The 13,541-nt window shown below is 68.1% G+C and carries 14 protein-coding genes; 2 read left to right on the forward strand and 12 right to left on the reverse strand.

Going from position 1 to position 13,541, the window contains the following annotated elements; all coding sequences use genetic code 11:
• Positions 1–22 precede the first annotated feature (22 nt).
• From ACXMYJ_RS05715 to ACXMYJ_RS05750, 8 genes are all read right to left on the reverse strand, one after another.
• Complete coding sequence (locus tag ACXMYJ_RS05715; protein WP_460354588.1) at positions 23–985, reverse strand: DODA-type extradiol aromatic ring-opening family dioxygenase; 963 nt, start codon at positions 983–985, stop codon at positions 23–25.
• Between the two features lies 1 nt (position 986).
• Entirely contained in the window at positions 987–1,874 is an 888-nt protein-coding gene (locus ACXMYJ_RS05720; protein WP_460354591.1) for a fumarylacetoacetate hydrolase family protein, read from the reverse strand.
• Positions 1,865–2,677, reverse strand: coding sequence for an ABC transporter ATP-binding protein (locus ACXMYJ_RS05725; protein ID WP_260755145.1), 813 nt, complete (start codon positions 2,675–2,677; stop codon positions 1,865–1,867). The genes ACXMYJ_RS05720 and ACXMYJ_RS05725 overlap by 10 nt, the downstream gene beginning before the upstream one ends.
• Positions 2,664–3,431, reverse strand: a complete 768-nt coding sequence (locus ACXMYJ_RS05730) for an ABC transporter ATP-binding protein (RefSeq protein WP_460354594.1) — start codon at positions 3,429–3,431, stop codon at positions 2,664–2,666. The genes ACXMYJ_RS05725 and ACXMYJ_RS05730 overlap by 14 nt, the downstream gene beginning before the upstream one ends.
• Positions 3,431–4,447 carry a branched-chain amino acid ABC transporter permease gene (locus ACXMYJ_RS05735; RefSeq protein ID WP_460354596.1) on the reverse strand — a complete coding sequence of 339 codons (1,017 nt, stop codon included), beginning with the start codon at positions 4,445–4,447 and terminating at the stop codon, positions 3,431–3,433. The genes ACXMYJ_RS05730 and ACXMYJ_RS05735 overlap by 1 nt, the downstream gene beginning before the upstream one ends.
• Positions 4,448–4,499: 52 nt before the next feature.
• Positions 4,500–5,387, reverse strand: coding sequence for a branched-chain amino acid ABC transporter permease (locus ACXMYJ_RS05740; protein WP_260755148.1), 888 nt, complete (start codon positions 5,385–5,387; stop codon positions 4,500–4,502).
• 4 nt (positions 5,388–5,391) lie between these two features.
• A complete protein-coding gene (locus ACXMYJ_RS05745; protein WP_460354598.1) occupies positions 5,392–6,696 on the reverse strand; it encodes an ABC transporter substrate-binding protein in 1,305 nt (434 codons plus the stop codon).
• A gap of 138 nt (positions 6,697–6,834) precedes the next feature.
• Positions 6,835–7,548 (reverse strand): transposase domain-containing protein, encoded by a 714-nt coding sequence (locus ACXMYJ_RS05750; RefSeq protein WP_460354600.1) that lies wholly within the window; start codon positions 7,546–7,548, stop codon positions 6,835–6,837.
• Between the two features lie 184 nt (positions 7,549–7,732).
• On the opposite strand from ACXMYJ_RS05750, the gene ACXMYJ_RS05755 reads away from it, so the two are divergent.
• Together ACXMYJ_RS05755 and ACXMYJ_RS05760 are read left to right on the forward strand one after the other, a co-directional pair.
• On the forward strand, positions 7,733–8,419 hold the full coding sequence (locus ACXMYJ_RS05755; RefSeq protein ID WP_460354603.1) for a FadR/GntR family transcriptional regulator: 687 nt from the start codon (positions 7,733–7,735) through the stop codon (positions 8,417–8,419).
• Positions 8,416–9,096, forward strand: a complete 681-nt coding sequence (locus ACXMYJ_RS05760; RefSeq protein WP_460354606.1) for a FadR/GntR family transcriptional regulator — start codon at positions 8,416–8,418, stop codon at positions 9,094–9,096. Before ACXMYJ_RS05755 ends, ACXMYJ_RS05760 begins: the two co-directional genes overlap by 4 nt.
• A gap of 29 nt (positions 9,097–9,125) precedes the next feature.
• On the opposite strand, the gene ACXMYJ_RS05765 is transcribed toward ACXMYJ_RS05760, so the two are convergent.
• From ACXMYJ_RS05765 to ACXMYJ_RS05780, 4 genes are read right to left on the reverse strand one after another with little or no spacing between them, the layout of a single operon-like run.
• On the reverse strand, positions 9,126–9,803 hold the full coding sequence (locus tag ACXMYJ_RS05765; RefSeq protein ID WP_443186890.1) for a hypothetical protein: 678 nt from the start codon (positions 9,801–9,803) through the stop codon (positions 9,126–9,128).
• 11 nt (positions 9,804–9,814) lie between these two features.
• The gene (purH, locus tag ACXMYJ_RS05770) at positions 9,815–11,401 is read right to left on the reverse strand and encodes a bifunctional phosphoribosylaminoimidazolecarboxamide formyltransferase/IMP cyclohydrolase (protein ID WP_260755154.1); all 1,587 of its coding nucleotides are present in this window, start codon (positions 11,399–11,401) and stop codon (positions 9,815–9,817) included.
• Positions 11,398–12,051 carry a phosphoribosylglycinamide formyltransferase gene (purN, locus tag ACXMYJ_RS05775; RefSeq protein WP_460354792.1) on the reverse strand — a complete coding sequence of 218 codons (654 nt, stop codon included), beginning with the start codon at positions 12,049–12,051 and terminating at the stop codon, positions 11,398–11,400. Before purN ends, purH begins: the two co-directional genes overlap by 4 nt.
• Before the next feature lie 15 nt (positions 12,052–12,066).
• Positions 12,067–13,515 (reverse strand): cell division protein PerM, encoded by a 1,449-nt coding sequence (locus ACXMYJ_RS05780; RefSeq protein WP_460354611.1) that lies wholly within the window; start codon positions 13,513–13,515, stop codon positions 12,067–12,069.
• Between the last annotated feature and the right edge of the window lie 26 nt (positions 13,516–13,541).

Here is a 13,541-nt window from a genome sequence, read left to right on the forward strand (position 1 = left end):
CGTAACTGGATTCTTCGGTGGCCTAGACGGCGTAGCGGACTGCACCGGTACCGCAGATCCAGGCCGGGGTCGGTTGATAGGTGAGCACCTCGCACGGCCCGCCGCCCATGGCTCCGGCGACGGCCATCCAGTTCAGGATCTCGTGGCCGCCGTGGCCGCCGCCCTTCTCGATGTCGTCGTAACTCCAGGCGAACAGCGTCTGCATGTCACCGGCGGACAACAGGTTCAGGAACTGTCGGTCCCATTCGGGGTTTACGCAGGCATCGCCCATCTCCTGGGCCATCTTGATCTCGTACGGGCCGATGTCGGTCCACAGGTTCGGGTCGCGTTCGAGGTAGCCGCGTCCCTCGTTCTGAAACGTCTTCATCCTGGCCAGGAACTCGTCCGACTCGCGGCTCGGCTCCCAGATCGGCGGCCAGTGCGACAGCCCGCCGGTGCCCCAGAACATGATCCGCTTGTCGCTGCCCTCAACGGCGGCGTGCACCGCCGCGCCGACCTCGAAGGCGCGCTTCATCGTGATCAGCGGAGGGGTGAACACGTTGATGTACACCGGGATCACCGGGATGTCCGCTTCGGGACGCAGCAACCGCATCGGGACCATCAGGTTGTTGCCGAACTCCGCGGTGCCCATCCGGGCCGCGTCGATGCCGGAGGCCACCAGTGTGCGCAGGATACGTTCGGCGAGTTCCTTCTCACCTTCGAATGTCTGCACCTGATCGAACTTCAGCAGCTCGAGGAGGTGCTCGCCGGGACCGGTGTGGTGTTCGGCCACACCGACGCTGATCGACGGCATCAGGTTGCGGAAGTGGTTTTCGAAGTGGTCGTCCAGGAAGGCGATGATCACGTCGGGGCGGGCATCGGCGACGCTGCGCCTGAGCTCGTCATAGGCGGCGAACACCGCTGTGTGCTCATCGGCGGTGACGTCGCCGGGCCAACCGAGGATTCCCGGCGCGTGGGATGCGGAGATCCCTCCGACTACCGGCATGTCAGAACTCCGTCCGAACCTTGTTGGAAATCTTTCCCACACCGGCGATCTCGACCTCGACGACGTCGCCGTCACGCAGGAACTCCGGCGGGTTGCGTTTGAAACCCACGCCGGCGGCAGTGCCGCTGACGATGACGTCGCCCGGCAACAGCGGTGTCACCTGGGAGATCTCGGCGATCAACCGGGGAATGTCGAAGATCAGGTCCCGGGTGAACGCGTTCTGTTTGACCACCCCGTTGACCCGGCAGGTCACCTCGATGTCCGGCTTGATACCGACGGTGTCGCGGTCGACGATGCCCGGCCCGATCGGGGTGGAGGCGGGCGCGTTCTTGCCGAGCGTCCATTGCACGTGCCGGACCTGACGGTCGCGCACCGACACGTCGTTGACGACCGTGTAGCCGGCCACCACATCCCAGGAGTCCTCTTCGGACACATTGCGTGCGGGGGCACCGATGACGACTCCGAGCTCGGCCTCCCAGTCGAACTCGACCGACAGCGCACTCGGCAGGTCGAGCCGGTCGAAGGGACCGGCGATCGTGGAGAGATCCTTTATGAAGACCACCGGCGCCTTCGGCACGGTGGCCAGAAAGACGTCCTTGGACTCCTGTTGATGGTCCAGGTAGTTGATGCCGATGCAGAAGATGCGACTCGACGGCGTGACCGGAGGCAGCAGGACCACCTCGCTGCGCTTCACCCGCCCGGTGCGGGCCTCGGTGACGCGCTCACCCTGCCCCGCCGCCAGCAGCACCAGTGCATCGCGCAGTGACCAGTCCAGGCCGACGATCGTGGCGTCGCCGCCATCGATGAAGCCGTCGCCATCGATGAAGCCGTCGCCATCGATGAAGCCGCACCGGGTGCTGCCCTGATGGACGTATTGAACTAACTGCAACGAACCTCTCCTTCGGTATCCGTGGTTTCGGCGGCGCCGGCCAGCAGGGCCTCTTCGGTGCCGCCGAGGAAAATGTGCGAGAAACTGGGATCGGCGCGCAGTTCGGCCGCCGACCCGGACCGGCGCACCCGTCCGGTAGCCAGCACGTAAGCCCAATCCGCCGATGCCATCGCAAGATTGGCGCGCTGCTCGACCAGCAGCACCGCGATTCCACTGGCCTTGAGTTCGGCGAGCTGCTCGTCGAGCAGACGGGAGGCCATCTCCTCGGTCAGGCCCGCCGTGGGCTCGTCGAGAAGAAGCACCTTCGGCTCGAGCATCAGCACCCGCGCCATGGCGAGCATCTTGCGCTCCCCGCCCGAGAGCACACCGGCGTGCCTCTTGAGCATCGACTTCAGCCGAGGGAACAGCTCGAGCACCCGCTCCCTGTTGGCCGCAACCCTGGTTCTGGACAACGTGTAGCCGCCGATGACGATGTTCTCCTCCACAGTCAGAGGTTTGAAGACGTCGTCGATCTGCGGGACGTATCCCATGCCGCCGGCGGCCCGCTCTGCGGTGGACATCGCGGTGATGTCACCGTGATCGGCCAGCTCGACCGTTCCGCCCATCGGTTTGACCAGCCCGGCCAATCCCTTGAGCAGAGTGCTCTTTCCGCAGCCGTTGGGTCCGACCACACACGCGGTCTTTCCGGCGACCAGCTCCAGGCTGACGTTGTGCACGATCGGTACGCCGTTGTAACCGACCGTGAGATCCTGTACGCCGAGCACCTTCGCGCCCGTCGCGGTGCGGGTGTCATCCGGCGACATACGCGTCCACCACTTCCTGTTCGCGGCGGGCCGCCGCCATGGATCCTTCAAACAGCACCTGCCCGCGCGCCATCACCACGACCGAATCGGTCAGGCGTTCCACCGCATCGAGCTCGTGGGCGACCATCAGGATGCTGATACCGCGGTCCCGCAGCGCCATCAGGAAATCGGAGATGCGCTCGATGATGCTCGCGTGCACACCGGCGAACGGCTCGTCGAGCAGCAGCATCTCGGGTTCGGTGGTGACCGCACGCAGCAGTTCCAGGATGCGGCGCTGACCTCCGGAGAGATCGCCCATGTAGTCGTTTTCCTTGGCCTCGAGGCCGAATTCGGCGAGCAGCGCCCGTGCTCTGGCCACCGCGTCGCGCTGGCCGGGCAGCCAGCTGCGCCGGGGACGGGTGAAGACCTGCAGGAACCCGGTGCCGCCGACGGCGCGGTCGGCCAGCAGCAGGTTCTCCAGCACCGTCAGCCGGCCGAAGTCGGCGGGCATCTGGAAGGTCCGCATGATGCCCCGCCGAGACCGCTTGTACGGCGGCATCTTTGCGATGTCCAGACCGCGGTGGAGCACCCGTCCCGCCTGCACGGGTGCGGTACCGGCCAGCGCGTGCAACAGCGTGGACTTGCCTGCGCCGTTGGGGCCGACCACGGCGGTGATCCTGGCCCGCGGCACGCTCAGCGCGACGTTCTCCAGTACCCGGTTCGCGCCGTAGGCGACGGTGAGCCCGTCGATGGTCAGGATGCGATCGTCACTCATCACACCACCCCTTGTCTGGGTTCGCTCCTGGACCAGAACGGCACCGGGGCGCCATCGACGCCGAAAGTGCGCTTGCGCTCGGGGAACACGCCCTGCGGCCGCCACCACAGGAACGCGATGATCACCAATCCGACCACCACGTACTGCAACGCGTCCACCGTTCCCGGCGCACCGAACTGCGGCAGGTAGCGCGTCGCCTCGGTCAGCCCCACCGGCAACAGCAGCGCGCCGAGCAGCACGCCGAATCGGTTTCCGGCGCCGCCGACGATCACCGCGCCCATCAGGATCAACGTCTCCTGATACGACCAGTCCGCCGGCGCGTAGGTTCCGATGAACGCGGCCAGCAGCGCGCCACTGAGCGCTCCGAGGCCGTTGCCGACCGCGAAGGCCGCCAGCCGGACCGGGGTGACGTTAATGCCGAGCGCGTCGGCGGCCTCCGGGTTCTCCCGCACCGCGCGCAGCACGCGCCACAGCGGCGCCCGCGAGATCCGCAGCACCACCCACGCCGCCAGCACCGTCATCGCGATCGCGAATCCGGCGTATAGCCAGGAATATTCGTCCGACCGCAGCCCCAGCTCCGATTTGAGCGGAGCCGGGATCAGATACAGGCCGTGCCCGCCGCCGAGCAGTCCCGGCATCGCCACCACCAGCGCCGCGGCGATCAGCGCCACCGACAGCATCGCCACCGCCTGGTAGTCGGACCGCAGGCGCCGCAGCGCGACCAGCCCGATCGGTAGGGAGATCAGCATGCCGGCCAGCACCGCGCCGACGAACGGCAACGGGAAGGGCAGCGACGCACCCCAGAAGTACTCCTGGACCACGGTGCCGCCTCCGGCCTCCGGTGGGCCCAGCGACAGCAGCGCCACGGTGTAGCCACCCACCGCCACCGACACGATGTAGCTCAGATTGAGCAGGCCGGTGTCGGAGTACTGCAATTCCAGTCCCCAGCAGCCGATCACGGCCACCGCGGCATAGACCACGAGCGTGACGAGGTAGAAGGACAGATCTGTGCTCATGCGCGATCCGTTCCCGTGCTCTTGCCTCGCACGTCCACTCCTTGCTGGGACGTCATACCTGCAAAGCCCTTCCCGCCGAGAACTCCGCACGGATGCCCTGCGGTCGTGCCATCAGCACGCCGATCAGGACCACCAGCGCGATGGCGATCTTGAAGCTCGGATCCAGCCACACCGCGGTGAGTTCCGTTGCCAGGCCGAGGACGAGCGCACCGAACATGGCGCCGTAGGCGTCACCGATTCCGCCCAGCACCGCGGCGGCGATCACCAACACGATGAACGTGCGTCCCGAGGTGGCCGAGAACGACGAGCTGATGACGAACAACGCCACCCCGGCCAGACCGCACAACGCGCCGGAGATCGCCCAGGCGGTGGCCACCACACGCTGGGTGGGGATGCCGCACGACTGCGCCAGTCCCCCGTCGACCGACGCGGCGCGCATGGCCAGGCCCAGCCGGGACCGCTTGAGCAGCAGATGCATGGTGACCATGGCGATCAGCGCGAGGGCGATCACGATCAACTGGAGGTCGGTGACCGCGGCGCTGGCGATGGTGAACACCACCGTCGGGGTGACCTCGTACCGGAACGACATCGGACCCACCATGGCCAGCAGGGTGTTGGCCAGCACCAGGCTGACCGCCAGGCTGATCACCAGCATCTGGAACACCGACACACCACGCCGCGCGAACGGTTGGTACACAAAGCGATTCAGCAGCAACGAGATCACCACGCCCGCTGCGACACCGATCAACGCCGCGGCAGCCATCGGGAGTCCGGCCCGGCCGGCCCCCAGCGCGGCGAACCCCGAGACCACCATCGTCTCGCTGAACGCGAGGTTGAAGACGTTCGAGACGCTGTACTGCAAGGTGAAACCGACCGCGGCCAGGGCGAGCACCGCGGCGATCACCATCCCGAACACCGTCGCAGAGACAAGCAGATTCACGAGATCAGCGCTGTCCGCTCGCGAGGGCTTCGAGCTCTTCGGCGGGAAGCTGGCTCACCAGCCGCAGTTGCCTGGCGGCCGGATCCCAGTCGTAGAACGCGAAGGCACCGATCACGTTGTGGAACTCGTTGAGCCGGTATTCACCGTTGGCGCCGACGTACTGGATGTTTTCCCCTTTGCCGAGCGCCTCGACGCCGTCGGCGTAGTTGGTCACCACCGTCTTGCCGTCACCGGCGGCGAGGATCTCGGGGATGGCCGAGTTGTAGTCCTCGGGCTCCACCGAGTCGGTCTTGGTGGCGGCCAGACCCGAGAGCACCACACCGTCGTAGGCCGCACGGGCGTACGCGCTGTCCTTGAACGACGGGATGTCGATACCGTCCGTGCCCTCCAGCGACTGCAGGGTTTCGACGAAGGTCTCGGTGCCCGCACCCCCTTCCTGGGCATACCGGACGACCACCTGCAGCGATTCCGCCAGCGCCTCGTCCCCGCCGTAGGCCCCCAACGCCGCTTCCTGCCAGTCGCCGGTGGTGGCAAGGGTGTTCGTGACGATCGGGATGTCGCCGCCGCCGGCCTGGTTGAGTTCGGTCAGGAAGGTGCCCGCGGTGACCGCGTCCGCCTCGAACACGATGGCAGCCGGCCGGTTCTGCAGGATCCGCGCCACCTCGGTGCGGTAGGAGGGCTGCTCGGGCTGGATCGTCATGGCCTCGGTGACACCGACGCCCAGTCCCCCCAGCGCCTCTTCCAGCGGCGGGATGTTCGCCTGCGCCGAGGCGCCGCTGACGAACACCAACGCGACCTTGTCGAAGTTCTGCCGCTGCGAGTGCAACGCCATCGCCTGGGCCCCCACCGAATCCGAGGTGATCAGGCGGTAGTAGTAGTCGAGCTCGGTCCGGTCGAAGCGGCCGTCGCCGGCCGGGGAGAACATCACCTGGCCGGCCTCCTCCAGCACCGGGGCGGCCGCGGCGGCCTCGGCGGTGCTGGGGCCGAGCACGGTGAACAGGTTGGAGGTGGTGCTCAACATCTGGCGCGCGGCGGGCACCGAATCGCTGGCCGTGCCCTTGGTGTCGAACGCTTCGCACTCGATGTCACGGCCGAGCACCCCGCCGGCCTCGTTGATCTCGGCAGCCGCAGGCAGGCATCCGTTGACCACCTCGGCACCCTCCACCGCGGTGGGACCGCTGAACGCCATCAGCATGCCGACCACAAGTGGGTCACCAGTTCCGGCCTTACCACCGCCCGAACATGCGGGCACTGCGAGCAGGGCGGCCGCGGCCGCTGCGCTGGACCAGACCTTCGTCGATTTCTTCATGTCACTCCCACGTGAGTCGGCAACCAATCTGCAACCATTCCTCGCCCAATGAGGCTAGAAGAGTTGTGCTGTGCCGGGAACACAATCACGCAAATTGCTCGACCGCCAGCGCGGGGTCTCGTTGATTTAGTAACCGGATCAGGACAACGACTGCGCGATCCTCGACGCCCGCTCCCACGCTGCGATCACGCAGGCGCGCGCCAGCGCCTCCTGGCGCCAACCCGCGCTGGTCCGGGCTCGCAACCCCAGCCACCACGCCCCGTCGGCCGCGGTTGAGCGTCCCGTCTCGATCCGGACGTCAGCGCCGAGCTGCTGCTGCAGACTCGCGCCCACCCCGACGGGCAGATCGACGGTCACGTGGGACACGCCGGCGCTGCGCAACAACCTCACTGCGGTGTCCAGACTGTCGTCCCGCGCGTCGCAGCCTCGCAACGCGCCGGTGTCAGGACACGTGATCCACCACAGGCCCGGTACCCCCACGGCCTGGAATCTATGCAGGTAGACAGTCGAAATAGGCTCCACTTCGGGAGCCGCTGGCGCCATCCGGGACAGCAGCGCCGCGAGCGGATCGGCACCCAAGCGCGACCGGGCCCTGGTGATCGCGCCGCGGGTCGGGCGCTGCCGCGAGAGGCCGCGTCCGGTGGCCGCCGGCAGCGTCGTCCACACCAGGTCGGTGACGTCGTCGTAGGTCGCGCGCGGACTCATCGCCGAGCCGAGCACGTGGTAGGTCGTCACCCAGGGCGGCAGGGTCCGCACCCGCTGGGCCCCCACGCCGGCGGCCAGCACCGCGTCGTCGACCATCGTGGGAGGCACCGCGCCGACCAGCGCGCACAGCGCCAAGCGGTCGGACATGGTGAACACCTCGGCACCCGCCTTAAGTCAATTCACGAATGGGTCTGTGCGTTCAGAGTTTACGCATGCGTTACTAGAACCAATTCTCATACATTGGTCGAGTTATGTTGGCTTACTCACTAGTGCCGCCCAATACGGTCGCATTGGTTACAGTGAACGCACTCGGCACACGAAAGGGGGACTGATGAGCGGCGGAGCCATGCCGGTGGTCGATCGTGACATCCGACGGCTCATCGACGAGTGGGTCGCTACCGCACATCTCCCCCGCAACGGCCGGTTGCCGGCCGAGCGCCACCTCGCGGACCAACTCGGTTGCACCCGAGCTCAGGTGCGCCGCGTGATGGCCCAGCTCGAACGGGAGGGCCGGGTGGTGCGCGAGGTCGGCCGCGGAACGTTCCTCGTCGCCGACGGCGACGAGGCTGCGCCGTCCGGCACTTCGGGTGCCGGCGGGTCGTTTGCGCCGGCGGCGATCATGACTGCGTCCTTGCTGTTCGAGCCCGAGGTGGTGTCGGTGGCGGCGTTGGCCGCCACCGAGGAAGATTTCGCCGAACTGCGTCGCTGCCTTGCCCGGGGAGAAGCGGCCACCGACTACGAATCCTTCGAACAGTGGGACATCACCCTGCACCACGCGTTCGCGGTGTCCACTCATAATCCGCAGATCGTGGCGATGGTCGACGTGCTGAACTCGACACGCAACAACCCGGTATGGGGCCGGCTCAAGCGTGACGGCTACACCCCCGAGAACCGAGCCACCATCGAACGCGAACATCAGGAGATCGTCGAGGCGCTGATACAGCGGGACCGGCGCCGGGCGGCCACCGCGATGACCGATCACCTTCGCTTCGTGCGGTCGGTGGTGACCGGGCAATGACCGCCCCCGGACCGGAAGCCACCTCGGTCGCGCAATACCTGGACGGTAAGATCCTGGCCGGCGCGCTCAAGCCCGGCGGCCGCGTGCCGACCGAGCGTGCGCTGGCGGGCCTGCTCGGGTGCAGTCGCCACGACGTGCGCCGGCAACTCGACGTGCTGGAGACCCAAGGGCGGGTCACCCGCGAAGTCGGACGCGGCACCTTCCTGACCCGCGACGGCGCCGGCTCCCCCGCAGCTGTGGCGACGCCGGTGAGGATCAGCCCACTGGATTTGATCGACGCCCGCGCCGCGTGGGAACCCAACCTGATGACGCTGGTGGCGGTGGCCGCCACCGCCGAGGACTTCGCCGAGATCCGAAGGTGCCTGGAACAAGGCGAGGCCGCACGCACACCCGTTGAATTCGCGGAGTGGGACATCGCTTTTCACCGCGCGCTGGCCTTGGCCACGCACAACTCCGTGGTGGCCGCACTCAACGACATGGTCGAGTCCGGCAGGCGACGATTGGCCGGCAGCGCGCTGGACACCCGCCCGTACACCCCGCAGAACTACGCCGTGTGCCAGCGTGAGCACCGCGAGATCGCCGAGGCGATCTTCGACCGTGACGCCACCAGAAGCCGCGAGGCGATGCGTCATCACCTGCAGACCGTCCGCGGGCAACTGCTCGCAGGACTGCCCTGATCCGCCAGAACGCTTGTCGGAGAGGGTGATCAGCGGCTGCCGGGAGGCAGCATCTGGAACCCGCCGAGGATCCGGTCGGCGTCCCGCCGGTAATCCGGGTCCTGCTCGTCGGCGCTCTGCACCGTGATCGCCACACCGTATGTCCGGCCTTCACTGACCATCACGGCGCTGAGCAGGTCGGCCCGGCGTGGCTTCAGACCGGGCAGCAGAGGCGACAGGTAGTGCCCGCGCACGGCGGGCAATCCGCACAACGTGGTGTCGGTCAGCGTCAGATCGGTGACGCCCAGCTGGGACACCTGGCGGCGTTGATCGGCGAAGAACTCCTCCGGGGCGATCTCACCGCGGTGCGACTCCAGGGTCACCACCGCGGTCGGCGCGATCCCGCCGGCCGCGAGCCCGTCGTTGCGCATGACGAACCGGATCATCGGCGAGTCCAGCGCGGTGATCCGCTTCCAGCCGTCGGGCTGCGGAATACGAAGCACCGGTTCGGTGTCGGACGCCGGACCGCGCGGCGGCGGGACGTCGGCGAGCTTGCCGTCCACGGGAGTGCACAGATCGACCGACGCGTACGAGCCGAACGGTGTGCCGGGTTCCACGGCCACCGCCCGCGCGTCGTCGACCACTCTTGTACACGACGACACCAGCGCCGCCACCGTCATGACGGTGGCCGCGAACACGCGGCGCCGCAGCAAGGGTGAGATCTTCACCCGATCACCCCCTAGTGCGCGAAATGCCTTGCCCCGGTGAGATAGAGCGTGATGCCGGCCGCCTCGGCAGCTGCGGTCACCTCATCGTCACGCACCGACCCGCCGGGATGCACCACGGCCTTCACCCCCGCCTTGATCAGCGTCTCGAGCCCATCGGGGAATGGGAAGAAGGCGTCGGAGGCACCGACCGCGCCGCGGGTGCGGTCGCCGGCGCGCTCGACCGCGAGCCTGGCCGCGTCCACCCGGTTGACCTGCCCCATCCCCACACCGACCGTCGCGCCGTCCTTGGCCAGCACGATCGCGTTCGACTTGACCGCGCGGCAGGCGCGCCAGGCGAACACAAGATCAGCCAGTGTGGCGGGATCGGCCGGCGATCCGGTGGCCAGCGTCCAATTGTTCGGGTCGTCACCGCTGGCATCCAGAGCGTCGCGCTGCTGCACCAGCAGCCCGCCGCTGACCTGGCGGAACTCGGTGCCGCCCGGCTGCGGTTCGGAGGCGAGCAGCACCCGGATGTTCTTCTTGCCCGACAGCACCTCGACGGCGCCCGGCTCGTAGGCCGGAGCGATGATCACCTCGGTGAAGATCCCGGCGACCGTCTCGGCCATCTCGACGGTGACCTCGGTGTTGGCCGCGATGACCCCACCGAAGGCCGACAGCGGGTCACAGTCATGGGCCTTGCGGTGCGCATCGGCCACCGACACCGACGAGACCGCGATGCCACAGGGGTTGGCGTGCTTGATGATCGCCACGCAGATGTCCTCGTGGTCGAATGCGGCGCGCCACGCGGCATCGGCGTCGGTGTAGTTGTTGTAGGACATCTCCTTGCCGTGCAGCTGCTCGGCCTGGGCCAGGCCCGGCCAGCCGCTGTCGTCGCGATACAGCGCCGCCTGCTGATGCGGATTCTCGCCGTACCGCAGCACCGCAGACCGGTGGAACGTCAAACCGACCCAGGGCGGCAGCTCGGTCGACGCAGCGTCGTGCTCAGGAGCCAGCACCGACTCCATCCAGGACGCGACCGCGACGTCGTACTCCGCGGTGTGCCGGAACGCCAACGCCGCCAGCTTCTTCCGCTCCGCATAGGTGAATCCGCCGGCCCGCACCGCGGCCAGTACACCGTCGTACCCGAGCGGCTCGACCACCACGGCGACACTCGGATGATTCTTGGCCGCCGCCCGCACCATCGACGGACCACCGATGTCGATCTGTTCCACGCACTCGTCGACACCGGCCCCGGAGGCGACGGTCTGGGTGAACGGATAAAGGTTCACCACCACGAGTTCGAAGGCCGCCACACCGAGCGCTTCGAGCGCCGAAACATGTTCGGGTTTGCGCTGATCGGCGAGCAGCCCGGCGTGCACGTGTGGGTGCAGAGTCTTCACGCGCCCGTCCAGCACCTCGGGGAAGCCGGTGACGTCCTCGACCGGGGTCACCGGAACACCGGCGCCGGCAATGGTTTTCGCGGTCGACCCGGTCGACACGATCTCGACACCCGCCGCATGCAGTCCCTGGGCGAGCGGAACGAGGCCGGTCTTGTCGTAGACACTGATCAGCGCGCGGCGGATCGGCCGCCGGAACACCTCGTCGTCGTTGTCGCTCATCCTAGGGTCGCCTTTCGTCCTGTCCGGGTCACGCCGCGGGTTGCCACCGCCGCCACCACATCCACCAGAAGTTGTCGTTCGATCACCTTGATCCGCTCGTGCAGGGTCGACTCGTCGTCGCCGTCGAGGACCTGCACCGCCCGCTGGGCGACGATGGGTCCGGTGTCGGTGCCCTCATCCACGAGATGAACCGTGCACCCGGTGACCCGCACCCCGTAGGCCAGCGCATCGCGCACTGCGTGGGCGCCGGGAAACGCCGGAAGCAGCGCCGGGTGGGTGTTGAGCACCCGCCCCGGAAATGATGAAAGAAACCTCGGGCCAAGGATTTTCATGAACCCGGCCGACACCACCATGTCGGGCCGGTGGGCGGCGGTTGCGGCGGTCAGCGCGGCGTCCCACGCGGCACGGTCGGCGTACTCGCTCAGCGGCACGGTGAACGTCGGTACCGCCGCTCCGGCCGCGATGTCCAGCGCGGCACACGCCCGATCAGTGCCGACCGCCACCACCCGGGCCGGGTAGTCACCGACAGCCGAGTTCAGCAGAGATGCCAGCAGCGAACCGGTGCCCGAAGCCAGCACGACAAGCCGCGCGTCCGGCGCGCTCGGGGGTACGCGCAGGCACGACTGCTCTTCGCGTCGGCCGGCCTCCAGTTGCACGCTGAAAGCCTAGTGGTCGCGGCGTTCGCGTTCGCCGCCGCTGTCGGTGTCGTGACCGTCGCGGTCTACGACGCCCCGGCCATCTCTTTCGTCTACGACGCCCCGGTTATCTCTTTCGTCTACGACGAAGTGCTCCTCCGGGTCGAACTCTTCAAGCGGCAGACCCCCGACCGGTCCGGCCGGCTCGGCCGCGGCATCGGCGGGCCCGGCGTCGACGACGATCTCGTCGGTCTGCGGTTGCGCGTCCTCTTCCAGGCCAGAAGTCGTTTGCGCCCCGTCGTCCACGTCGTCCGGCTCATCGACGGTGGATACGTCCACCGGCTTCGGAGTGCGGACCCGCGGAGTGACCCCGCCCGACATCACGACGGTCAGCGCACCGATCCCGAGCATCCACAGGAACACCGCGGGGCCGAACGTGGTCTGGTCGACCCCGATGTCGCCGAAGTTGCCCAGCGGGCCCCCGCCGGCCTCGGCGAGCAGCGCCATCACCGCGGCCGCGGCTGCGGCGGCGACGACGACCTTCAGGAGCGCCGGCCCCAGCGGCAGCGGGCGGCGCGCGCACTGCTGGCCGAGCGCCACCCCGGAGACGGCCGCAGTGATCATCAGCGCCACCCACACCGGACCGAGCGGCGGCGTCGGCACCGCCGCCAGCACCGGCAGCGCCGGGATATCCCCGCCGAACACGGTGAATGAACTGAACGTCGCCAATCCGACGTGGGCACTGGACCCCACCGCCACCGCGGAGGCGCCGACCATCACATTGGGCAGGTACAGCACCGACAGCACCATCAGGCTGAGCTGCCCGAACATCGAGTCCGTGATGGAGAACAGGTCGTGCATGGTCGACCAGTGCACGATCAGCGATCCGGCGACGATCGCACCGGACAACCCCATCAAGGTGAGCACACCGGCCGCAGCCGCCCGCAGGGATTCCGGAAGCCACTTCGGCAGCGGAGTCGAGGCCAGCAACGGGCCGCCGACCCGCGAGCCGACGCCGAGCACCGCACCGATCGCGTGCACCGCGAACACCGACCCGAAGGCGTGCAGCGCGTCCGGGGTCTGCAGTTCGGTGAGCACCGAGGCGGCGTCATGGATCACCGCCAGGCAGATCGCGGCGATCAGCACGGGACCGCCCAGCGCCGACGCCACCACCCAGCGGGTGACGAACCACGATGTGCCCGCCGCCGCAGCGGTGGTGCGCGCGGTGCCGTAGATCATCACCAGGACCGGCAGCAGCGGCATCACCCCGAGGGCGCTGCCGCCGATCGATACAGGGACCTGGTGCACACCCAGCCACATGCTGGCGATGGCGCCGAGAGTGCCTGTCATGTCGCTGTTGGCGATCACCAGCTGCAGCAGCACCACCGCAGCGATCACCAGCAACGCGACGAGAGAGGGTCCGAACGCGACCCGCAGCAGGTCACGCGCCTGGCGTGTGCCGACTGGCCGGGTGCTCACAGGTTGGGCCGCTCCTCGCAGGCGCT

Source organism: Mycobacterium sp. ZZG, from assembly GCF_054786995.1.